18 protein-coding genes and 1 pseudogene are annotated in these 23,076 nt (G+C 71.6%); 9 read left to right on the forward strand and 10 right to left on the reverse strand.

Features of this window, described 5'->3' with window-relative positions; all coding sequences use genetic code 11:
* Nucleotides 1-780, reverse strand: coding sequence for an alpha/beta hydrolase (locus tag OG928_RS24325; protein WP_406287307.1), 780 nt, complete (start codon nt 778-780; stop codon nt 1-3).
* 288 nt (nt 781-1,068) lie between these two features.
* Here OG928_RS24325 and OG928_RS24330 point away from each other — a divergent pair, with 288 nt between their 5' ends.
* From OG928_RS24330 to OG928_RS24340, 3 genes are read left to right on the forward strand one after another with little or no spacing between them, the layout of a single operon-like run.
* Nucleotides 1,069-1,866, forward strand: coding sequence for a lysophospholipid acyltransferase family protein (locus tag OG928_RS24330; protein ID WP_406287310.1), 798 nt, complete (start codon nt 1,069-1,071; stop codon nt 1,864-1,866).
* Between the two features lie 33 nt (nt 1,867-1,899).
* Nucleotides 1,900-3,048, forward strand: a complete 1,149-nt coding sequence (gene macS, locus OG928_RS24335) for a MacS family sensor histidine kinase (RefSeq protein WP_406287312.1) — start codon at nt 1,900-1,902, stop codon at nt 3,046-3,048.
* A complete protein-coding gene (locus tag OG928_RS24340) occupies nt 3,045-3,791 on the forward strand; it encodes a response regulator (RefSeq protein ID WP_406287315.1) in 747 nt (248 codons plus the stop codon). The genes macS and OG928_RS24340 overlap by 4 nt, the downstream gene beginning before the upstream one ends.
* A 31-nt stretch (nt 3,792-3,822) precedes the next feature.
* On the opposite strand, the gene glpK is transcribed toward OG928_RS24340, so the two are convergent.
* Nucleotides 3,823-5,295 carry a glycerol kinase GlpK gene (glpK, locus tag OG928_RS24345; RefSeq protein WP_406287317.1) on the reverse strand — a complete coding sequence of 491 codons (1,473 nt, stop codon included), beginning with the start codon at nt 5,293-5,295 and terminating at the stop codon, nt 3,823-3,825.
* Between the two features lie 178 nt (nt 5,296-5,473).
* Here glpK and OG928_RS24350 point away from each other — a divergent pair, with 178 nt between their 5' ends.
* Nucleotides 5,474-6,499, forward strand: coding sequence for a 6-phosphofructokinase (locus OG928_RS24350; protein WP_406287319.1), 1,026 nt, complete (start codon nt 5,474-5,476; stop codon nt 6,497-6,499).
* A 34-nt stretch (nt 6,500-6,533) separates the two neighbouring features.
* Here OG928_RS24350 and OG928_RS24355 read toward each other — a convergent pair whose 3' ends face one another.
* The 4 genes from OG928_RS24355 to OG928_RS24370 all read right to left on the reverse strand — a co-directional run bounded on the left by OG928_RS24355 (nt 6,534) and on the right by OG928_RS24370 (nt 11,544).
* Complete coding sequence (locus tag OG928_RS24355; protein ID WP_406287321.1) at nt 6,534-7,910, reverse strand: hypothetical protein; 1,377 nt, start codon at nt 7,908-7,910, stop codon at nt 6,534-6,536.
* Nucleotides 7,911-8,055: 145 nt separating this feature from the next.
* Nucleotides 8,056-8,493, reverse strand: a complete 438-nt coding sequence (locus OG928_RS24360) for a nitroreductase family deazaflavin-dependent oxidoreductase (RefSeq protein ID WP_406287324.1) — start codon at nt 8,491-8,493, stop codon at nt 8,056-8,058.
* A 39-nt stretch (nt 8,494-8,532) separates the two neighbouring features.
* Nucleotides 8,533-9,423, reverse strand: a complete 891-nt coding sequence (locus OG928_RS24365; RefSeq protein ID WP_406287326.1) for a phosphotransferase family protein — start codon at nt 9,421-9,423, stop codon at nt 8,533-8,535.
* Nucleotides 9,424-9,681: 258 nt separating this feature from the next.
* A complete protein-coding gene (locus tag OG928_RS24370) occupies nt 9,682-11,544 on the reverse strand; it encodes an anthranilate synthase family protein (RefSeq protein WP_406287328.1) in 1,863 nt (620 codons plus the stop codon).
* Between the two features lie 344 nt (nt 11,545-11,888).
* Between OG928_RS24370 and OG928_RS24375 the strand changes: the two genes are divergently transcribed.
* The 5 genes and pseudogenes from OG928_RS24375 (at nt 11,889) to OG928_RS24395 (ending at nt 20,083) form a co-directional block, all read left to right on the forward strand.
* Nucleotides 11,889-13,223, forward strand: coding sequence for a class II 3-deoxy-7-phosphoheptulonate synthase (locus OG928_RS24375; RefSeq protein ID WP_406287330.1), 1,335 nt, complete (start codon nt 11,889-11,891; stop codon nt 13,221-13,223).
* Nucleotides 13,224-13,309: 86 nt separating this feature from the next.
* Complete coding sequence (locus tag OG928_RS24380; RefSeq protein WP_406287332.1) at nt 13,310-14,335, forward strand: threonine aldolase family protein; 1,026 nt, start codon at nt 13,310-13,312, stop codon at nt 14,333-14,335.
* A 406-nt stretch (nt 14,336-14,741) separates the two neighbouring features.
* Nucleotides 14,742-15,182 (forward strand): annotated as a pseudogene (locus tag OG928_RS24385) (transposase); the annotation flags it as partial.
* A 45-nt stretch (nt 15,183-15,227) separates the two neighbouring features.
* Complete coding sequence (locus tag OG928_RS24390) at nt 15,228-17,486, forward strand: protein kinase domain-containing protein (RefSeq protein WP_406287333.1); 2,259 nt, start codon at nt 15,228-15,230, stop codon at nt 17,484-17,486.
* Nucleotides 17,487-17,635: 149 nt separating this feature from the next.
* Complete coding sequence (locus OG928_RS24395) at nt 17,636-20,083, forward strand: protein kinase domain-containing protein (RefSeq protein WP_406287336.1); 2,448 nt, start codon at nt 17,636-17,638, stop codon at nt 20,081-20,083.
* A gap of 465 nt (nt 20,084-20,548) precedes the next feature.
* On the opposite strand, the gene OG928_RS24400 is transcribed toward OG928_RS24395, so the two are convergent.
* The 4 genes from OG928_RS24400 to metF form a co-directional block, all read right to left on the reverse strand.
* A complete protein-coding gene (locus OG928_RS24400; RefSeq protein ID WP_406291166.1) occupies nt 20,549-20,863 on the reverse strand; it encodes a bacterioferritin-associated ferredoxin in 315 nt (104 codons plus the stop codon).
* A 136-nt stretch (nt 20,864-20,999) separates the two neighbouring features.
* The gene (gene bfr, locus OG928_RS24405) at nt 21,000-21,482 is read right to left on the reverse strand and encodes a bacterioferritin (RefSeq protein ID WP_406287337.1); all 483 of its coding nucleotides are present in this window, start codon (nt 21,480-21,482) and stop codon (nt 21,000-21,002) included.
* Between the two features lie 166 nt (nt 21,483-21,648).
* Complete coding sequence (locus OG928_RS24410; RefSeq protein ID WP_406287339.1) at nt 21,649-21,942, reverse strand: hypothetical protein; 294 nt, start codon at nt 21,940-21,942, stop codon at nt 21,649-21,651.
* Between the two features lie 124 nt (nt 21,943-22,066).
* Nucleotides 22,067-22,984 (reverse strand): methylenetetrahydrofolate reductase [NAD(P)H], encoded by a 918-nt coding sequence (gene metF, locus OG928_RS24415; RefSeq protein ID WP_406287341.1) that lies wholly within the window; start codon nt 22,982-22,984, stop codon nt 22,067-22,069.
* Nucleotides 22,985-23,076: the final 92 nt, after the last annotated feature.

Raw genomic sequence — 23,076 nt, forward strand, 5'->3', positions numbered from 1 at the left:
TCAGTCCCTCTCGGCCGTCTCCGGGGTCCGCGCGTCCGGCGCGAGCCGGCGTACGAATTCCAGGCTGGATGCGAAGATCCGTTCCGCGTCGTGGTCGAGCGTCGCCACGTGATAGCTGTCGTTGAGCAGGACGTCGGTGACGTCCGTGGAGGAGATCCGGGCCAGCACCGTCTCGGAGTTGGCGGGCGAGACCACGTGGTCGTGCGGACTGTGCAGGAGCAGCACCGGCTGGGTGACCTGCGGCAGGTCGGCGGAGACCACGCGCCAGAACCGGGACAGCGAATAGGCCGCCTTGACCGGTGTGCGCGTGTACGCGAGCTCGACCGAGCCCTCAAGCCGGATGTCGGAGGCGATTCCGGGCGCCGACGATATGACATGGCGCAGCACCGGCAGCAGCTTGGCCCGCGGGTCGTCGGCCTGCACCGAGGGGTTGACCAGCACCAGGCCCGCCACCTCGTCGCCGTGCTGCTGGGCGAGCCGCAACGCGAGCCCGGCGCCCATCGACAGGCCCATCACGAACACCGTGTCGCAGCGCTCGCGCAGCCGGTCGAGCGCGCGGTCCACGGTCGCGTACCAGTCCTGCCACGTGGTCAGGTTCATGTCCTGCCAGCACGTGCCGTGACCCGGCAGCAGTGGCAGCGACACCGTCAGGCCCGCCGCCGCGAGGTATTCGGCCCACGGCCGCAGCGACTGCGGAGTGCCCGTGAACCCGTGGCAGAGCAGGACCCCGACGGGGCCGCCATCGTGGTGCTGGGGTTCGGCACCGGGCAGGATCGACACCAACGGGCTCCTTCGGGTGACGGGCGGGCGGGGACGAGCGCCGGCTGTGCCGCCGAGCGCGGCGACCGGTGGACGACGAGGTGATACAGGTTCCATAACGGGGTCGGAAGGCGAGTGGTTCCGCCTCTTCCCCCCACAACACCCCGGCGCTCCGGAATCGTCCCACGGTCGTGCGCGATGCGTACAGCGGCGCGACCCCGGTGCCGGCGGTGCCCGGACAAGCGGATCCGCGAGTCCGCGCACGGGGGGATGCTCTAGGGTCGTGCTGTCCCGAGCTGGAGGTCAGGGTTGTTCTACCGGCTGATGAAGATGATCGTCGGTCCCGTCTTGAGGCTCTTCTTCCGCCCGTGGGTGGAAGGCCAGGAGCACATCCCGGAACGGGGCCCGGCCATTTTGGCGAGCAACCACCTCTCGTTCTCGGACTCGTTCTTCCTCCCCACCGTCGTCCCGCGCCGGATCACGTTCCTGGCGAAGTCGGACTACTTCACCGGGCGCGGGGTCAAGGGTCGGCTCACCGCCGCGTTCTTCAAGGGCGTCGGCCAACTCCCCGTGGACCGCAGCGGCGGCCGCGCGAGCGAGGCGGCGCTGAACGCCGGGCTCAAGGTGCTGCGCGAGGAGCAGCTGTTCGGCATCTACCCCGAGGGCACCCGCTCGCCGGACGGCCGGCTCTACCGCGGCAAGACCGGCATCGCGCGGCTCGCCCTGGAGTCCCGCGCGCCGGTGATCCCGGTCGCGATGATCGACACCGAGAAGATCCAGCCGCCCGGCAAGGTGGTGCCGAAGATCATGCGGGTGGGGATCAAGGTCGGCGAGCCGCTGGACTTCTCCCGCTACGAGGGCATGGAGGACGACCGCTTCATCCTGCGCGCGATCACCGACGAGATCATGTACGCGCTGATGGAGCTGTCGGGCCAGGAGTACGTCGACACGTACGCGGCGGACGCCAAGAAGCAGCTCGACGAGGCCCGCAAGCAGGCGGCAGCGGCCAAGGCGGCCGAGAAGGGCGCCGACGCCGCGGCCCACGAGGACGCCGAGCCGGCGGCCGGGCGGGGCGACGCGGACGGTTCCGACCGGCCCGCCGCCTGACCGGGCCGAGCCGGCGCAGTCAGGGGAGTCCACGTGGGTGTCGAGCAGTCGCTGTGGCGGGCGCTCACGGTCTTTCGGGTGCTCGCCCTCTCCTACGCGATCGTGCGGTTCGCGCAGGTCGCGGGCGATTACCGGTATCCGGTCGGCGGGTGGGCCATCATGGCGCTGCTCACGGTGTGGACCGCCGCGACCGCGTACGGCTTCCGCGACCCGAGGTTGCGCGAGCCGCCGCTGCTGATCATCGACGTGTGCGTGGCCGTGAGCTGTTTGCTCGCGACCCGGTGGCTGGACGATCCCGAGCGGGTCGCGCAGGGCACGATGACGCTGCCCACCGTGTGGGTCTCGGCGCCGGTGCTCGCGTGCGCGCTCAAGGGCGGCTGGAAGACCGGCTCGGTGGCGGCTCTGGTGATAGGCGCCTCCAGCGTGGTGGAGCGCGGCGCGATCACGCCGGACAACCAGCACAACATCGTGCTGTTGCTGCTCGCCGGCGGCGCGGTCGGCTACGTCGTCGAGATCGCCCGGGTCAGTGAGCGGGCGCTCGCCCGGGCGCTGCAACTGGAGGCGGCCACGCGCGAACGCGAGCGGCTCGCGCGCGACATCCACGACGGCGTGCTCCAGGTGCTCGCGTTGGTCCAGCGACGCGGCGCGGAGTTGGGCGGCGAGGCCGCGGGGCTCGGAAAGCTGGCGGGCGAGCAGGAGGTGGCGCTGCGCCAGCTGATCTCCGCGACGCCCGCCCGGGTCGAGTCGGCGGACCTGCCGGGCTCGGGCACGAACGGCGAGCCGGCTCGTCAGGACCTGCGCGTGCTGCTCGGCGGCTTCGCCGGCGCCCGCGTCACGGTGTCCTCGCCGGGCACGCCGGTACTGCTGCCCACCCCGACGGCGCGCGAGGTCACCGCCGCCGTGTCGGCGGCCCTGGACAACGTGCGCCGGCACGCGGGCGAGGGCGCCAACGCGTGGATCCTGCTGGAGGACGAGACGGACGAGATCGTGGTCAGTGTCCGCGACGACGGCCCGGGCATGGCCCCGGGCCGGCTCGAAGCGGCCCGCGCGCAGGGCCGGTTGGGCGTGGCCCAGTCGATCGAGGGCCGGGTGCGCGACCTCGGCGGGAGTGTGGTGTGGTCGTCGGTGACGGGAGAAGGCACCGAGCTGGAGCTCCGGGTGCCGAGGCAGGGGAGCGGATGAGCGAGACCGGTGGGACGAGCGGGGCGAGCGGGACGAGTGGGGCGAGCGGAACCGGCGACCCGAGTGGCGGCGGCGAGCCGGCCGCGCCGCTCAAGGTCCTGGTCGTGGACGACCACCCGATGTGGCGCGAGGCGGTCGCGCGCGACCTCGCGGAGGCCGGCTACGACGTGGTCGCCACGGCCGGCGACGGGCCCGAGGCGGTCCGCCGGGCCCGGGCGACCTCGCCGAACGTGGTGATCCTGGACCTGCACCTGCCCAAGCTGCCCGGCGTCGAGGTCGCCCGCGAACTGGTTCGGCACGACCCGTCGGTGCGGATCCTGGTGCTGTCGGCGAGCGGCGAGCAGGAGGACGTGCTGGAGGCGGTCAAGGCGGGGGCGACGGGCTACCTGGTCAAGTCGGCGAGCCGCGAGGAACTGGTGGACGCGGTCGGGCGCACGGCGATCGGCGACCCGGTGTTCACGCCGGGGCTGGCGGGCCTGGTGCTGGGCGAGTTTCGCCGGATGGCCACGGACCCGCCGGCGAAGGACGCGGGCAAGGGCCCGGCGGCACCGCGCCTGACCGACCGGGAGACCGAGGTCCTGCGGATGGTCGCGAAGGGGCTGTCGTACAAGCAGATCGCGGAACGGCTGTTCCTGTCCCATCGGACCGTGCAGAACCACGTGCAGAACACCCTGAACAAGCTGCAACTGCACAACCGGGTCGAGCTGGTCCGGTACGCGATCGAGAAGGGCCTGGACGACTGAGACGACCGCGGGCCGAGCGAACGGCCGAGCGTCAGTCTGCCCAGCCCTTCGCGCGTTCGACCGCTCGGCGCCAGCGGGCGTGGGCCCGGTCGTCGCGCGGGCCCGGGTCGTAACGGGCGTCCAGACGCCACGTGCCGGCGAGTTCGGCGGTGGAGGCCCACACCCCCGTGCCGAGGCCGGCCAGGAACGCGGCGCCCAAAGCGGTGGTCTCGCTGATCCGGGGGCGTTCGACGGGGACGCCGAGCTGGGCCGCCTGGAGTTCGCACAGCAGACCGTTCTCGGAGGCGCCGCCGTCCACCTTGAGGAGCGGCAGGGACAGGCCCGCCTCGCTGGTCATCGCGTCGATCACGTCGCGGACCTCGAAGGCGATGGCCTCCAGCGTGGCGCGGACCAGGTGTGCGCGAGTCGTGCCGCGGGTCAGACCCAGGATCGTGCCGCGCGCGGTCGGATCCCAGTCGGGCGCGCCCAGGCCGGTCAGCGCGGGGACGAAGACCACGCCGCCGGAGTCGGGGACGGTGCGGGCGATCGGCTCGCTTTCCCCGGCCGCGCCGATGATGCCGAGGCCGTCGCGCAGCCACTGGACGGCCGCGCCGGTGACGAAGATCGAGCCTTCGAGCGCGTAGGTCAGCGAGCCGTCGGGGGCGCCCCACGCGACGGTGGTGAGCAGGCCGGCCTCCGAGCGGACGGGTTCGTCGCCGGTGTTGATCAGTACGAAGGAGCCGGTGCCGTACGTGCACTTCACGTCGCCGGGGGCGTGGCAGGTCTGGCCGAACAGCGCCGCCTGCTGGTCGCCGGCGATGCCGGCGATCGGGATGTCCAGGCCGAGGAAGGTCGCGGGATCGGTGCGGTCGATCACGCCGTAGGAGGGGACCACCTCGGGCAGTGCCGCCTCGGGGACGCCGAACAGCTCGCACAGTTGTGGCGACCACCGCCCGGTGGTGATGTCGAAGAGCAGCGTGCGGGACGCGTTCGACGCGTCGGTGACGTGCCGGCGGCCGGCGGTGAGTCGGGCGACGAGGTAGGAGTCCACCGTGCCCAGGGCGATCCGGCCCTCCTCGACGCCGTGCCAGGCGCGCTCGTCGTGCCGGGCGAGCCAGGCGTACTTGGTCGCGGTGAAGTAGGGGTCGAGCCGAAGGCCGGTCAGCTCGCTCACGCGGGGTCCGTGGCCCGCCTCGGCGAGTTCGGTACAGATCGCCGCCGAGCGGCGGTCCTGCCAGACGATCGCGCGGCGCGGTGACGCGAGCGAGCGGCGGTCCCACAGGCACGCGGTCTCGCGCTGGTTGGTGATGCCCAGGCAGGTCGGTCGCTCGGGCGCGCCGTCCAGCGCCTCGCGGCACGCCTGGAGGGTGGCCTGCCAGATCTCCTCGGGCGCGTGCTCGACCCACCCGGGCTGTGGGAAGTGCTGCTGGAACTCCTGGTAGCCACGCGCGAGCACGTCCCCGTTCCGACCGACGACGAGGGCGGTCACCCCGGTGGTCCCGGCATCGATCGCAAGCACGCTCATGGCGCCCGACTCTATTGCGTCACGTCCGATATGTGGACCCGGATCGGGCCCGCGTGCAATGCAGCAGAACTCGATCAACTCGGGTACCTCGAACGGGTGGTGGGAAGAGTCGAGGTGGCTTCTCGCACCGGTAGCGTGGGCCGCGAATCGTACCGGACGGAAGAAATCGGAGATTTCGATGCGTGTCGGAGTACTGACCGGCGGCGGCGACTGCCCCGGCCTCAACGCGGTGATCCGGGCTGTCGTGCGCAAGGGCGTCCAGGACTACGGGTACGACTTCATCGGCTTTCGGGACGGCTGGCGCGGGCCGCTCGAAGGCGACACCATGCCGCTCGACGTCAAGGCCGTCCGAGGGATCCTGCCGCGCGGTGGGACCATTCTGGGGTCGTCGCGGACCAACCCGATCAAGGTGGATCGCGGCATCGAGCGGATCCGCGAGAACCTCCAGAAGCTCGAAGTGGACGCGCTCGTGGCGATCGGCGGCGAGGACACCCTCGGGGTCGCGACCCGGCTGCACGAGCACGAGGTCAAGGTCGTCGGGGTGCCGAAGACGATCGACAACGACCTGGGCGCGACGGACTACACGTTCGGCTTCGACACCGCGGTGAACATCGCGACCGAGGCGATCGATCGCCTGCACACCACCGCCGAGTCGCACCGGCGCGTGCTGATCGTCGAGGTGATGGGCCGGCACGCGGGCTGGATCGCGATCCACTCCGGCATGGCCGGCGGCGCGAACGTGATCCTGATCCCCGAGCAGAACTTCGACGTGGAGGAGGTCTGCGGCTGGGTGGACAGCCGCTTCCGGACCAACTACGCGCCGATCATCGTGGTGGCGGAAGGCGCGATTCCGCTGGCGGGACAGATGGTGACGAAGGATCAGACGCTGGACGCGTTCGGCCACGTCAAGCTGTCCGGCATCGGCGACTGGCTCGCCTCGGAGATCGAGAAGCGCACCGGTCACGAGGCCCGCACGACCGTGCTCGGGCACGTGCAGCGCGGTGGCACGCCCACCGCGTTCGACCGGTGGCTGGCCACCCGGTTCGGCTTCCACGCGATCGACGCGGTCAACGCGGGCGACTGGGGGAAGATGGTCGCGCTGCACGGCACGGACGTGGTGACGGTGCCGTTGGAGGCCGCCACCCGCGAGCTCAAGACCGTGCCGCCGGCCCTGTACGACGAGGCGAAGGTGCTGTTCGGGTAGGCGGCGGCAGCAGCCGTCGACGGCGCGTCGGGCGTCAGGCGTCGGGTCCGTAGGGGTCCGGGTCCTCGGGGGCCCGGCCGCGATTCCTGCGGGCGAAGTACACGACGGCCACGACGACTCCTCCAAGGGCGAGCCAGATCGCGATCGTGGCGAACGTGAACGGGTCGCCGTCGTCGGTGTCGGCGGCGCCGGACTTGGTGGGGGCCTCGCCCGGGGCGACGGGACGCAGCCTCGGGGGGCCGTCCGGGGCGCCGGCGGCGGTCACCCGGAACACCCGGAAGTCGCTGCGCGACAGCGGTAGGCCGCCGGCCGGGTTCAGGAAGTCGGTCCCGGCCAGGACGGCGACATCGTGCCCCGTCGCCGGTGACTCGGCCGGAAACCACACGCGCACTTTGATGGTGGTGAACTCGCCCGCCGGCAGATGGCGTTCGGTCTCCCACACCGGTGAGTCCAACGCGCCGAGCAGGTGCCCGGGGCGCCCGGTCTCGACATCGATCAGGTGGGACAGGGGCACCGGCGTCCAGTGGCCGAGCGGCGTGAACGCCTCCACCTTCAGGTGTTCGGCGGCCAATCCGGAACCGCCCGAGGTGAACAGGAGTTGTGGGCGCAGCGCGTCGATCGTGCGACCGGTGTCGTTGGAGATCGCGATGTGGAACTCGAACGCGCCGGCCCCGGCCCGGATCCAACCGGGCACGCCCGTCAGGTCGAACGCCGGCCCGCCGTTCCGGGCGGCCACCCCCGCGACCCGCATCGCGGTGCCGCCGAAATCGGCCGGTCCCGCGTCCGGCGCGGATGGTGGGTCGGACGCGTCGGACGCGTCGGGCGGGGGCGGAAGGGCGGGTCTGGTGCCGTCGGCCCCGACCACGACGAACTCGATGTCGCTGAACGTGCCGAAGCGCTTGTCCTCGCCGGGGGCGGACGGCCCGGCCTCGCCGCCGATCTCGATCCCCGCGAGCTGCGGCGGCGCGCTCGCCGCGAGCGTGAAGCGCAATCGGTAGGCGAGGGTGCTGTTCGGAGCCAGCCGCCCGGATGTCCCCGACAGCTTCTCCGCTCCCCGGTAGGGCAGCATCACCCGGAGGTCCCGGGCCGGGTCGAGCACGAGCGTGCCCCACCGGTTGGTGGTCGGGTCCAAGAGCTCCAGGAGGATGTGTTCGGGACGGATGAAGTCGCCGAAGACGGTGACGTACGGCTCCAGGAGCAACGGACTTCCGCCGGTGTTGCGCAGTGTCGCGGTGAACTCGACGGTCCCCGCGCCCGCTCGCAGTTCGTGGGGGACCTCGGACACTTCGATCCGTTCGGCCGCGACCTGCGGATCGTCGGGCCCGGGGGTGGCCCCCCGGGCGCCCTGGACGGTCGGTACGGCCAGGAGCAGCGCGAGCACGAGCGGGGAGACCCGGCGGAGCATACGCATGCTGGATGAGCCCGTCGTCGGAGGCAACCGGCGGCGAGCCTACCCGCCCACCGCGACCCGCCAGAAGGGTCGCACCCGGCCGAACTCCCGGACACGGCCCCGCGATCGGGCGACGGGCGATCGGGCGACGGGCCCAGGGCGTCTCCTAGTCGGCGGCGCGTCGCAGTCGGACCACCGGGATGTCCCGCTCGGTCTTCTGCTGGTAGCCCGCGTAGGGCGCGAACACCTCCACCAGGTGCGGCCACACCCGCGCCTTCTCCGCGGGGGAGAGCGTCTCGGCGGTGGCCGCGAAGCGCTCGGTCTCGACGCGAAGGCGCACCTGGGGGTTGGCGGTCAGGTTGAGGTACCAGAGCGGGTGGTGGTCCGAACCGCCGAGCGAGGCCACGACCAGGTAGTCCTCGCCGTCGCGTCCGTAGATCAGCACGGAGCGACGCCATTGGCCGCTCTTGCGTCCGAGGGTGTCGATCAGCAGGCACGGCGAGCCCTGCACGGTCAGCCCCTTGGTGCCGCCGGACTCCTCGTAGAGCTTGGCCTGATCGGCCACCCACTTGGTGGGACTGGTGGTCGCGCCGAGCTCGGACATCCGTGCCTCCGGGGGGTGAGAAGCTCCTACCCGGTCACCCTACGTCGGCGGCCCGATCGTCCGCGGGTGCGAGCGCGGCGGACACGCCCGCCGATGTGCCCGGCCCGCGCGGGCCTCGGCGAGCGCGGTCAACCGGGCGTTCCACGGCGCCGCGTCCGCGGCGCCGATCCCGCGCGAGCACTGGTTGGTGGCGGCGAACACGAATGCCTCCATCGCTTCCCGGGACACCGTGCGCCAGCATCCGAACCGGTCCGCCCACGAGGCCGCCTGCTCGGCGGTGTGCCCCTCGTCCATCAGCCGGCTCGCCACCAGGGCGACCTCGATCCACGCCGGGCCGCGCGCGGGCTGGGCCCAGTCGACGAGGTAGGCCCGCGGTCCCCGTTCGCCGATCAGCACGTTGTGCGGGTGCAGGTCGGTGTGCAACAGGCTCTCGCCGCGCAGCAGTTCCAGCTGGCGATTGCTCAGGAAGGCACGCCAGCGCTCCTCGATCCGCGGCAGCGGCAGATCGCGTACCGCGACCCGGCCCAGCCGCCGCAACGCGTCCGCCACCAGCGGCAGATCCGCCGTACCCGGCGCGAAGTCGGCGTGCCGGCCCACGATGTAATCGAACCCGAGCAGCAGCCAGTCGTCGAGCCGAACCTCCCACCGCAGCCTCGGCGACACCGCGCTCACATGCGGGGCGACCCGCGCTTCCACCCCTTGCTGCGGTACGGCCGGGTGGTCGCGCGGGACGCCCTTGACGAAATACCGGGCCCGCTCGGTCGTCACCGTCGCCGCGAACTCGCAGTTGAATCCGGCCCACACCGTGGCGACGGCCAGCACGCGCCCCGCACACCGTTCGACCGCGGCGCGCGCGTCCGTGGGCAACTCGTCCCAGCAGGTACGCGGCGCCGTGTGGAAGTTCGGCGGCGGGGGCGGCAGATCAGCCATCGGCATCCGGTGGCGAGGGCGGGAGCGGGCGGGGCCCGCCGAAGGTCACCCCGCACTTGCGGCAGCGCTTGCGGCCGCTCCAGTCGACGGGGTCGTGCGGCGGACAATCGGAGCCCACGGGAACCCCCTCCACTGGAATCGGTCGACGAACGGGTAGAGGATCCTCCGCCGCCACGTCCCGAGCAACGCGATTATGATTCCACGCCGCTCCCGCCTCCGCCGGGACGCGCCCCCGATCGCGGTGGATTCCCCCTCACGTCACAGCCCGGCGAGCAACTCCCGGACGATCGACAGGCCGTTGTGGGTCAGCACCGACTCCGGGTGGAACTGCACGCCCGCGAGCCGCATCCGGGGGGAGCGCAGCGCGTGCACCAGGCCGGACTCCGGGTCGGCGGCGAACTCGACATTGGGCACCCCGTTCGCGGGGCGTACCGCGGCGAACGCGTTGTAGAAGCCGACCTTCTCCGGACGGCCGAACAGGTCGATCTCGACCTGCTTGCCCTGATACGGCCGCGCCTTGCGAACCAGGTCCAGGCCCAGCTCGCGGGCCAGCAGCTGATGCCCCAGGCACACCGCGAGCAGCGGCCCGCTCGCGTCCAGGCGGGTCCGCAGCAACGCGCCCATGAGCCGGATCTTGCGGTGCGAGGCGTCCCGCGGGTCGCCGGGGCCGGGGCCCACCACGACCAGCTCGGCCGTGCGCACCCGACGCGAGGTCACATCGTCGTACGACCTGACCTCCACCCGGAGGCCGAGCGTGCGCAGCACGTGCGCGAGCATCGCGGTGAAGGTGTCCTCGCCGTCCACCACCAGGACCTGACGGCCCGCCAACTCCGGTGCGCGCAGCGCGGTCTCGTCACGGGGGCGCATCCAGAACGGCGCGAGCGCGGCGTTGCGCGAGGCCAACACGGCACTCACCTCGGGATCGGCCGCGAGCGTCGCGGACGCGGCCGGCGCCGCCGCCGGGACCACCCCGAGCGCGGCCAGCACGCCGGCCGCCTTGGCGTGCGTCTCGGCGACCTCGTCCTCGGCCTTCGAATGCCGCACCAGGGTCGCGCCGGCGGGGACCCGCAGGCCGCCGTCGGGGGTGATGTACGCCGTCCGGATCAGGATCGGCGCGTCCAGCGTGCGCCGCCCGTCCGCGTCGCGCCCGATCAGCGCGACCACGCCGGAGTAGTAGCCGCGGCCGGTCGGCTCGTGCCGGTGGATCACCCGGCACGCGTTCTCCAGCGGGCTCCCGGTCACCGTCGGCGCGAACATCGTGCCGCGCAGCACCGCGCCGACGTCCCGCGAGGTGACTCCGCGCAGCAGGTACTCGGTGTGCGCGAGATGGCCCATCGGCTTCAGGAACGGGCCCTCCACCGCGCCGCCGAGGTCGCACACCTCGCTCATCATCTTGAGTTCCTCGTCGACGACCATGAACAGCTCGTCGATCTCCTTCGGGTCGTTCAGGAACGCCAGCAGGCCCTCGCGCGAGGGGCCCTGCGCCGGATACCGGTACGTCCCGCTGATCGGGTTCATCACCACCTCGCCGCCCACCGAGCTCACGTGCCGCTCCGGACTCGCGCCCACCAGCGTCAGGTCGCCGGTGTGGATCAGGTAGGTCCAGTAGGCGCCGCTCTCGCGGGTCAGCAGCCGGTGCAGCAGCGTGCCCGCCGAGGCCGGCGTGTACCCCTCGATGTGGTCGCGGAAATCGCGCCGGATGACGAAGTTCGCGCCCTCGCCGTGGCCGATCTCGTCCTCGATGACCCGCTTGACGATCGTGGCGTAGGTCTCGTCGTCGACGTCGAAGCCGCCCCCGCGCAAGGCGACCGGCACCCGGGGCAGCGCCGCGAGCACCTCGTCCACCGGCAGCTCCAGCTGCCCGGTCACCTTCAGGCAGCGCAGCGGCGTGCCGTCCTCGTGGCACGCGAAGCCGCGCTCGCGGATCTGCGCGTACGGCACGAGCGCGAGCAGTTCGTGACCCGGCCCGCCCTCGGCCGGCAGCGGCAGGTCGTCGAGCGTGGCGACATCGACGATCTCGCCGGTCAGCAGCTCGACCACGGCGGAGTGCTCGCGCCGGATCAGCGCGAAGGGCGGTGGGGTGGCACTGAACAGCGGGGACAGGGCGTCGGCGGTGCGCATGGGTGCTCCTCGGTGGGAAGAGACGCCCTCCCGACCGGGCGATCCGCCGTTCGTTCACCCGCTCCCGGGAAACTCCCCGGGGTGAGCAAGACAAAGGCCGCCCTGCCGGGCGGCCGTCGGATCGTGGGGTGATCGCGAAGTCAGTGGGCCGCCGCAGGGACGGGCCACCAGGAACTCCGATGGGAACTGATCGCGATCACGCGCTCACCCTAGCGCACGGGGCCGGACACCGAGGCCCATCCGGCAAGGGCACCCGGGGCCCGCGTCGCCGGTCGGTGGAGCCGATCGTCTCGCTCTCCGGGCGGTGGGTCCAAATAGGTTGCCTCTCCGCTTAGGCTTGGCTGGTGACCGTGAACGACAACGAATCCTGGCGAGCCCTCCCGGCAGCGCAACAGCCCGAGTGGCCGGACAACGAGGCCCTGGGCACCGCCCTCGCGGACCTCCGCTCCTATCCGCCGCTCGTCTTTGCCGGCGAGTGCGACCAGCTCCGTGGTCGGCTGGCCTCGGTGGCCCAGGGCGAAGCGTTCCTTCTGCAGGGCGGCGACTGCGCCGAGACCTTCGTCGGCAACACCGCCGACGCGATCAAGAACAAGCTCAAGACCCTGCTGCAGATGGCGGTCGTGCTGACCTACGCGGCGTCCGTGCCGGTGGTCAAGGTCGGCCGGATGGCCGGACAGTACTCCAAGCCGCGCTCCAGCGGCATGGAGACCCGCGACGGCGTGACCCTGCCGTCCTACCGGGGCGACGCGGTCAACGAGCTGGCCTTCACCGAGGCCGCCCGCACGCCGGACCCCGAGCGGCTCAAGCGGATGTACCACTCGTCGTCCGCGACGCTGAACCTCGTCCGCGCCTTCACCACCGGTGGCTACGCCGACCTGCGCCAGGTGCACGCCTGGAACCAGGACTTCGTCGCGCTCTCGCCCTCGGGCGAGCGCTACGAGCGGCTCGCGGCCGAGATCGACGGCGCGATGCGGTTCATGCACGCGTGTGGGACCGACCCCGAGGAATTCCGCACGGTCGAGTTCTACGCCAGCCACGAGGCGCTGATCCTGGACTACGAGGCCGCCCTCACCCGGGTGGACTCGCGCACCGGCGACCTCTACGACGTGTCCGGCCACATGGTGTGGATCGGCGAGCGCACCCGTCAGCTCGACGGCGCGCACGTCGAGTTCGCGTCGCGCATCCGCAACCCGATCGGCGTCAAGCTCGGCCCGACCACGTCCCCGGAGGACGCGCTCGCGCTGATCGACAAGCTCGACCCGAACCGCGAGCCGGGCCGGCTCACCTTCATCGTCCGGATGGGCGCGGGCAAGGTCCGGGACAACCTCCCGGCCCTGGTCGAGAAGGTCTCGGCGGCCGGCGCGCAGCCCGTGTGGGTGTCCGACCCGATGCACGGCAACACGTTCGAGGCCTCCAGCGGGCACAAGACCCGTCGCTTCGACGACGTCCTCGACGAGGTCAAGGGCTTCTTCGAGGTGCACCGCGAGCTGGGCACGCACCCCGGCGGCATCCACGTCGAGCTCACCGGTGACGACGTCACCGAGTGCGTCGGCGGCGGCGACGAGATCTTCGTCGACGACCTGCACCAGCGCTACGAGACGGCGTGCGACCCGCGGCTCAACCGCAGCCAGTCGCTCGACCTCGCGTTCCTGGTCGCGGAGATGTACCGAAAGAGCTGACGCCGCGCCGGATCGCCGGATCGCTGCCTCGCCGAAGGGCGGACCTGCTCGGGTCCGCCCTTCGACGCGTCTGGAATGCTGCCGGTATGACCTTCACCGATCTGCGCAGTGACACCGTCACCAAGCCCGGCCCCGCCATGCGCGCGGCGATGGCGAACGCCGAGGTCGGCGACGACGTGTACGCCGAGGACCCGACCGTCCGCGCCCTGGAGGAACGGGTCGCCGACCTGTTCGGGCAGCCGTTCGCGTTGTTCGCGCCGACGGGGGTGATGGCCAACCAGATCGCGATCCGGCTGTCCGTGCCGGCCGGCGGCGAGCTGGTCCTGGACGCCGACGCGCACATCGTCGCGCACGAGGACGCCGCGGCCGCCTGGCACGGCGGCATCCAGACGCGGACCACGCTGAGCCCGCGCGGCCTGCTCGACCCCGCCGACCTGGCCCGGTTGATCCGCGTCGGCAACCCGCACACGGTCGGCACCGACATGGTCGCGGTCGAGCAGACCCACAACCGCGGCGGCGGCTCGGTGTACCCGCGGGAGCGGTTGACCGCGATCCGCGACCTGGTGCGCGGGCACGACATGCGGCTGCACTGCGACGGCGCCCGGATCTGGAACGCGCACGTCGCGACGGGCACGCCGCTGCGCGCCTACGGCGAGCTGTTCGACACGCTCAGCGTGTGCCTGTCCAAGGGCCTGGGCGCGCCGGCCGGTTCGGTGGTGATGCTGCCGGCCGAGTACGAGGCGGAGGCGCGCCGGATGCGGCACCGGATGGGCGGCGGGATGCGCCAGGCCGGCATCCTCGCGGCGGGCGGGCTGTACGCGATCGAGCACCATGTCGAGCGGCTGGCCGAGGACCACGAGCGCGCGCGGGAGCTGGCCGCGCTGCTGCGCGACGCGGACTTCGACGTGGTCGAGCCGGAGACCAACATCGTGCTGGTCGAACTGGGCGAGCAGCGACCGGACGCGGCCACGGTCGCGGAGCGCTGCCGCACGGAGGGCGTCCTGGTCTCGGCCTTCGGCCCACGACTGCTCCGCCTGGTCACCCACATGGACGTGGACACCACCGCCTGCACCCGCGCGGCCAACGCCATCACCCAGGCAGCAAAGCCATAGCCCAAACGCGAAGCGCCGGAGATCCGGCCCGTCCGGCGCTTGGCAAGCGGGCCGCAGGCCGCTGAAGGACACCTCGACGGGCGTACAAGGGCGAATCCAGCCGGTCCGGCGTTTGAGAGGGCGTTTACATATGTCTGTTCCGGAAAGCGGCTTTCGCCGCTGACTGTTTTGCTGTTGTTCGAGCGGTATACGAGTTTCGCGTCCTCTCACCACTCGGAGCCCGATATCCGTTTCGCTCGCGTCTACCGCTTGAAGTCCGTCCGGTTTGAGGATGCGACGGAATTTCCCGGTGACCAGCGGAACGGCGCCTTCCGGCCCTCCCGCGCCGACGCCACGGCGTGAGCCGGCGGAAGCCGTACCCCGGCGACCTGTCCGACGCCCGACGGGCCCTGATCAAGCCGACTCGCGCGATCAGGGAATCTTCGCTCGGCTCAATTACGACCTGACCGCACCGGCCCGTGTGAAGGAGGGCCGCAAGCCCGAACCCACAGGCTCCGTCATCGACACCCAGAGCGTGAAGACCTCTACCAAGAAGGCCGTCATCGAGCACGGCGCGCAGCTCGGAATCGACGTCGAAGTCGTCGACGGAAACCCCGGAGTTCGCGGCTTTCACGTCGTGAAAAGACGCTGGGTGGTGGAGCGGAGCATCGGTTGGATCGTGATGCACCGCCGACTCGCCCGCGACTACGAGACCCTCACCGCCGGCTCCGAAGCCATGATCCACGTCGCCTCTTCGGTGCAGGGCGCCGTCGCCGCATCGGGGTGTGGTCTGCGGGGTCCGTTTCCGCAGCTTGACACCGGTGTGCGTGGGGTCGCGCGGACGGCGCGACGGGGCGGCGCACGATGATCATCGAGTAGGTATTGTGGCGTGCCGCCGCAGAAGAGGGGAACCATGGAGTTGTCGGACGCCGCCGATCCGCGGTGGGTCGGACCGTACGCCGTGCTCGGCCGGCTTGGCGCCGGCGGCATGGGCAAGGTGTACCTGGGTCGTTCGGCCGGCGGCCACACCGTCGCGGTCAAGGTCGTCCGTCCCGAACTCGCCGACGATCCGGTGTTCCGGGCCCGCTTCGGCCAAGAGGTCGCGGCCGCCCGACGGGTCGCTGGTGCCTTCACCGCCCCGGTCGTGAACGCCGACCCTGATGCTCCGGTCCCCTGGATGGCGACGGCGTTCGTGCCCGGCGTACCCCTCTCCGTGGCGGTCGCCCGGCATGGGGCGCTGCCCGAGGCGTCGCTGCGCATGCTGGTCGCCGGGCTGGCGGAGGCGCTCAGGAACGTGCACGCCGCCGGCCTGATCCACCGCGATCTCAAGCCGGCGAACGTCCTGCTGGCGCTCGACGGACCGCACGTGATCGACTTCGGGATCTCGCGGGCGGTGGAGGGAACCTCGCACACCCGCAGCGGCGCGGTGGTCGGCTCGCCCGGGTACATGTCGCCCGAGCAGGCCCTGGACCAGCCGCTCACGCCGATCAGCGATGTCTTCTCGCTGGGCGCCACCGCGTATTTCGCCGCGACAGGGCTGCCGCCGTTCGGGAGTGGCAACGCCGCCGTGCTGATGTTCCGCGTCGCCGGCACCGAGCCGGACCGCGCGCCACTGGCCGGGCTCGGCGAGCCGCTTCGCGCGCTGATCCTGCGATGCCTGGCCAAGGATCCCGCGGCGCGGCCCGATCCGGTTCAGGTGGTCGCGGACGTCGAAGAGCAGGGCGTCGACGTGGCCGCCGGGAGTTGGCTGCCCGCGCCGCTGACCACCGACATCATGGCGGTCCGCGCGTCGATCCTCACCGCTCCCGCGCCCCTGCCCGCGCCCCCGCAAATACCTCCGGCCCCGTGGGCCCTGCCCGCGCTGCCGCCGCAGCCCCCCGCTCGGGGCACCCGTACGATCAGTCGCCGCACCCTGCTCGTCGGCGCTGCGGGCGCCGTCGCAGTGGGCGGGGGCGTCGCGGCGACCGTGCTGTCGGCGCCGGGCGGCGGCGCCGAGAACACCGGGCGGAACACCCGGTCCAGTCCCGGTCCGACAGCCGCCTCGGTCGCCCTCCCGACGACGCCCCTCACCGCGCCCGACGCCGTCGTCCGCACGATGCCGAACCTCGGTACGGCGTGCACCGGCCTCGTCCTGAGCGGCGACGTCCTGGTCAGCTTCGGCCTGCTGAACGCAACCGGTCTGGACCTGAACGCCAAAGTCCGCTGGGCGCCGATCACAGTGATACCCGCCGTCGGGGCCAAGCATCGGCCCGCCGTCGTCCGCAACGGCATCCTCTACTTCTACGGGGGCGCCGGATCCTCCAACGTCATGGGCCTGCACGCCGTGGACATCGCGACCGGGAAACTCCTGTGGACGGTGGGGGCCCCGGCCGCCGGCTGGTCCCCGTGGGCCGTCGCCGGACTCCTCGGCGACACCGTGATCGTCTCTGGCAGCATCGACGCCACCAGTGGGTCGCCCCGAGGTTTCGTGTGGGCCGTCGACACGCGCACACGCCGCACGCTGTGGCAGCAATCCGGCGAGGACGTGATGGCGGTGCTGCTGGTACCACCGCCCACGACCGAGGCGATGATTCTTGCGGGTGGCACCGGCAGCGCCGGCAGCCGCGCCGGCGAGGTGGTCGTGCTCGACCCTGCGACCGGCAGGCGTGGCTGGCGGAACCCGGTGCCCGGCGGCTCCTTCGGCCCCTATGCGAACACGACGGCGTGCTTCGCAGGCGGCGCCTACGTGTACGCGGGAACCTCGGTCACCGCGGTCGACCCGCTCAGCGGCAGGACGCGGTGGACCTTCAAGGTCACCCGCAACGGGTACGACGCCTTCGGCGAACCGGTTGCGAGCCCGGACGAGAAGACGGTGTACGTCACCTGCGTCGTCGGCCTTGTCGCCCTCGACGCGGCGACCGGCAAACCGAAGTGGGCCACCGCGCCGCAGGGCGGTTCGCTCACGGAGAGCAACTGGGCCTCGGCCGGGATCCGGGTCGCGGACGGCAACGTGTACGTGGCGGACGACAGGACGAACCTCTGGGCCGTGGACGCCGAGACGGGCAGAGGCCGGTGGAAGTACAGCGACCCTGTCCAGAACTCGGTCAACGTCCCGCTCACGGCGGTCGGGGGCGGCCGGTTGTGGAGTGCCAACGGCACCTCGCTGGTCGTCGTCGCCGCTAGCGGGGCGTAGCCGCCGACCCCACCCGCGCGACCGGTGCGACCGACGTGGCCGGCACGACCGGCGCGATTGGCACGACCGGCCTGGGCGATCCGCGATCGATACCCGAACCCCCGCCACTGCCTGGGTGTTCACGAACAAGAAGGTGGTGACAGTCGTCCATGGAACAGCTCGACGCCTCGGACCCGCAGCGGGTCGGCCCGTATGTCCTGCTCCTCCCGCTCGGTTCGGGCGGCATGGGCAAGGTCTACCTGGGCCGCTCCGCCGCCGGACGCGCCGTCGCGGTGAAGGTCATCCGCGCCGACTTCGCCGCCGACGAGCACTTCCGGAACCGGTTCCGCGCCGAAGTGGCGGCCGCGCGACGGGTGTCCGGCGCCTTCACCGCGCCGGTCGTGGACGCCGACCCGGACGGCGACCCGCCGTGGATGGCGACGGCGTTCGTCTCGGGCCTGTCGCTGTACGACGCCGTCCAGCGTCACGGCCCGCTGCCCGAGCAGTCGCTGCGCATGCTGCTGGCCGGGCTGTCCGAGGCCCTGGTCCGCATCCACGCGGCGGGCGTGGTCCACCGCGACCTCAAGCCGGGCAACGTCCTGCTGGCGCTGGACGGCCCCCATGTCATCGACTTCGGCATCGCCCGCGCACTGGACGGCACCTCATTCACCCGGGAGGGCATCACCGTGGGGTCGCCGGGCTACATGTCGCCCGAACAGTCCCTGGGCCGGCCGATAACCGCGGCGAGCGACCTGTTCGCGCTGGGCTCGACGATGTTGTACGCGGCCTCCGGGCAGCGGCCGTTCGGCGACGGCCCGCCCGCCGCCGTACTCAGGCGCGTCGTCGGTGATCCGGCCGACACCGCCCGGCTGCCGGCCTCCATCCGGGCTGTGGTGGCCGCCTGCCTGGACAAGGACCCCACGCGGCGCCCGACGCCGCACGAGCTCATCGACTTCATCAGCCGGGAAGGGGCCCACCCGGATACCCGGAGCTGGCTGCCAGAGGCGGTGACGCGCGACGTCAGCCGTGCGGCCGACGTCCTGACGGGACTGCCGGCTTCCTACGGCGTGGCGAGCGAGCGGGTGAGCGGGCAGGCGGGCGAAGCGGCGAATGGGTCGGCGGGTGAGCCGGTGACCGCGCCGGCGACCGAGTACTTGGCCGTGCACACGGCCACGCAGGCGGCTGAAGAGCTCACATCGTCCGCTCCCGCACCGCCCGGGATGCCCATGCCGCAGAGCCCGCCGGCACCGGTCCGCCGGCAGCCCTCGCGCAGACGGCTGATCCTCGGCCTCGTCGGGGGCGCGGGCGTGGCGGTCTCCGGCGGCGCAGCGGCCATATTGCTGTCGGAGAACGACGGTTCGGGCAAGGGTGCGGCCGCGACGCCGTCCGACACCGGCCCAGGGTCCGCATCGCCGCCTGCCGTTCCGGCACCGCCCCCGGTCGTCCCGCACCCGCCGCTGCCCGCGCCGACCGGCAAGAAGGGCGTCCTCGACGCACCCGCGGCCGCGACGAAGTGGACGGCCAAGGCGGGCGGCCCGATCTCCGACTTGGCCGTGTACGGCGGTTCGGTCATCGCCACCAGCACGAACGGCCGGGACGCGTTCGACACGGGCGCGGGCAGATCGCGGTGGACGCTGCCCCTGGGGGCGGATTCGAACGGCACCGGCTTCGCTGCCGGGGACGACCACACGATCTACCTCACCGGCACCAGGACCGGGACCGCCTCCCGGAAGTCTGTGCTGACCGCTGTCCAACCCGGTACCGGGACAGAGCTGTGGACGCTCCCGATCCCGCGTCACGAGTGGATCCCCCACGGCGTGTCCGGCATCGTCGACGACACCGCCTTCGTCACCGGCCGGGTAGCCGGCGGTTCCGCGGCGTCCTTCCCCAAGTTCGTGTGGGCCATCGACCTCAAGACCCGGGCCGGTGTGTGGGAGGCCGTGGGCGAGGACATCGCCGGGTTGTTCGTCTCCCCACGCAGCCCGGACCTGCTGCTGCACGGCGACGGCGAGCAGGGCCCGGACGGGCAGCTCATGACGCTCGACTCCACGCGCCGGGGCGCGCGCGGCTGGAACAAGACCCTGCCGCCGCCGTCGACGCCGGCGTACGCCACCCCGATCCACCGGCGTGTCCCCGTCTGTTGGGCGGGCGGCGGCTTCGTCTACTGCGCGGACAAGGTCTACCTCGTCGAGCCGGGCAGCGGAAAGCAGGTGTGGGCCTTCCCGGCCGGCGCGGCCGGCGAGAGCTTCACGGACTGCGCCTCGGACGCCGACGGCGGCTCGGTCTTCGCCGCCACGCAGACCACGCTCTACTGCCTCGACGGAAAGTCGGGCGCACTGCGCTGGCGCAGCTCGATACCCGGCGGGTCCGCGAGGCAGCCGGGGTTCGTGACGGGAAGCGTCTGGGTTCGCTACGACTTCGGCAACGTGTACGTCGCGGACACCACCGGAACACTGTGGGCGGTTGACGCGACCACCGGGACGACTCGGTGGAAGCACCCGTTCCCGGTCCCGTCCACCGGAGCCGGCGCCGATATCGACCCGGTCCTGGCGGCCAGCGCGGGCACGGTGTTGGTAGGACACGGATTCCAGATCACCGCGATCGACGCGGGCGGGTAGCCGGCGGCATCACGTCTTCGGCCACCCCGTCCCGTTGGGGGATGCCGAGATCTCGATGCCCGACGCCGAGGTCGTCGATGTCACGCCCGCCGGAGGACACGGACATGTCGTCACGCTGCGTCCCTTGGAGTCTCCGGCTCGCAGAGCGGTCCGACTGGTCGACGGGTGAATGTTCGCCGACTTCCCGGACCGACCCGCGACGGCCCTGGCCCTGGCCCGAGCCGGGGCCGACCCTGTGGAAGAAAGCCCAACGGCCCAGGCGGCTGTGGGACTTTGGCGGCACCGTCACCCCGCGCGGGACCACCTATTGACTCGGCGACGCCGATCGACCCTTCGCCGAGGACCCGATCCGACACGTCGGGTAGACCACCGAACCGAATCGTCGGCCTCGACGGCGAACGAGGGCGAAATCCAGCCCGTCCGGCGTTTGAGGACAAGCGGGCCGCAGGCCGCTCGCCGCGCGACTCAGGCCGCGTCGGACCTGTGCAACGGAACCACATTGTCGGGAACCGACCCCGCCGCGACCACCGGCATCGGCAACGCAACCGGCTCGCCCTCGGCCCCCGTCCCACAGGCCCCGGCGGAACATGGGTCGGAGCTTCCGCACAGCGAACGCCGACGCCGCTTCGACTCGTCGCGGGGAAGCATCGCGGTGATGCTCTTGACGCACCGCCCGCAATCGGTGCCGGCGCCGCCACACGACTGGGCTATCTCACGCATCGTGCGTGCGCCATCGGCTATCCGGTCGTTCACCTGTTTGTCGGTGACACCGAAACACATGCAGACGTACACGGAGAATTCCCCCCAGCGGGCGAGGCTACTTAGGTAAGGGTAACCTCAGCCTTCGCCGGGGGGAATACCGGGTGACAGGTGACACAGCCGGCAAGTCCACCATCCGCGGATTCGCCGCCGCGGCTCAGCTCTCGTTCGGCTGCTTGAGCAGGCCCGCGATGTAGAGCTGCTCGCCGACCTCGGTCAGCAGGGCGAGCTGCGTCTCCAGGTAGTCGACGTGCTCTTCCTCGTCGGCGAGGATCTCCTCGAAGATGTTGGCCGACGTCACGTCACCCTTCTCGCGCATGAGCGGGATGCCGCGCCGCAGCCGCTCGACGGCCTCCATCTCGACCGCGAGGTCGGCGCGGAACATCTCCTCAAGGTTCTGGCCGATCCGCAGCGCGTTGAGCCGCTGGTAGTTCGGCAGTCCCTCCAGCATGAGGATGCGGTCGGTCAGACGCTCCGCGTGCTTCATCTCGTCGAACGACTCGTGACGCGTCCACGCCGCGAGCTTGATGTAGCCCCGGTGCTCCTGCATCTTCGCGTGCAGGAAGTACTGGTTGATGGCCGTGAGCTCCGCTGTGAGCTGTTCGTTCAGGAGCTCGATGATCTGCGGGTCACTGTGCATCGCGACGCACCTTCCGGTGTTGATGGGACACGGGGTCGCCCTGAATGCTCAAGGGGCAGGGGTTACCCCTGGGATCCTGTCACTTTTGGTAGTGCATTCGCCACGAAGGGCAGCCTTGCCTTGCAATGTCGAACATGTCCCGTCGTGCCCCGCTCGCGACGCACGGTCACCTGGCCTTGGCCCGGCGTCCCTTCGGGCGTTTGCCGGTGATCGTCCAGCCGTGGTGGTAGGCCCGGCGGACGAAACGGGTGGTCAGGAACTGGCCGATGGCGAAGCAGAACGCGCCGATCCCGACCACGACCGGGTTCTTGATCACCACGCCCGCGGCCACGGCCAGGAAGCCGAGGAACGCGAGCACGCGGTAGCGAAACGGCGCGCCGTGTTGCCACAGCACCTCGGTCAGCAACCACAACCCGATGGGCACGAAGAGGATGTAGAGCACCACCAGGCCGAACTGCACGGTCGATCCCTTCCGTTACCGGTTCGTTGCCTCACCCTAAAGGGTCAACCGTCCGGCAGGGCCGGCCTGCTCGGGCCGGATTCGGGAAGTCGTGCGACTCGCTGGCGAAGTTGCCCGGTAGTGCTCAGGCGCGTTCGTCGAGGCCCAGGTTCTGGTAGATCTCGGTGGTCGCCGTCGACTTGTTCAAGGTGATGAAGTGCAGGCCCGGCGCGCCTTCGGCGAGGAGGCGCTCCGACATCCGGGTGGCGAACTCGACGCCGATCGCGCGGACCGCCGCCGTGTCGTCCTTGACCGCCTCGACCGCCGCCGCCAGCTCGGCCGGCACCGCGCACCCGCTCAGCTCGTCCATCCGCACCAGGTTGCCGGCGCTGGTGACCGGCATCACCTCGGGGATGATCGGGATGTCGCAGCCGGCCGCCGTGACCCGGTCGCGCAACCGCAGGTAGTCCTCCACCTTGAAGAACATCTGGGTGATCGCGTAGTCGGCGCCCGCGCGGCACTTGGCCACGAAGTGCCGGATGTCCTCGTCCCAGTCGGTCGAGCGCGGGTGCATCTCCGGGAACGCGGCGATGCCCACGCAGAAATCGCCGGACTCGCGCAGCAGCTCGACCAGCTCGATCGCGTACGTGAAGCCGTCCGGGTGCGCGATCCACTCGCCGTTGGGGTCGCCGGGCGGGTCGCCGCGCAGCGCGAGCACGTTGCGCACGCCCGCGTTCGCGAACTGTCCGATGATGTGTCGCAGCTCCGCGCGCGAGTGGCCGACCGCCGTGAGGTGGCCGACGGGGGTGAGCGTCGTCTCGGCGGCGATCCGTTCGATCGTCTCGACGGTGTGCGCGCGGTTGGAGCCGCCCGCGCCGTAGGTGACCGACACGAAGGTCGGCGCCAGCGATTCGACCCGGCGGATCGCGTCCCACAGGGTGCGGGTGCCCTTCTCGGTCCTCGGCGGCATGAACTCGAACGAGAAGGACCGGTTGCCGTCCGCGAGGAGATCGCGGATGGCAGGGGTTCGACCGCTTCGAGTGGACGTCGCACCGAGAGACATGCGTGCAGGTTATCCGCCGGACACGGGTCCGGGCGTCGACTTCCACTCTGCGAGACGACACGAAGCCGGCGGAACCGTTACCTCGGCCGCCG

Source organism: Embleya sp. NBC_00896 (assembly GCF_045207785.1).
Classification (GTDB): domain Bacteria; phylum Actinomycetota; class Actinomycetes; order Streptomycetales; family Streptomycetaceae; genus Embleya.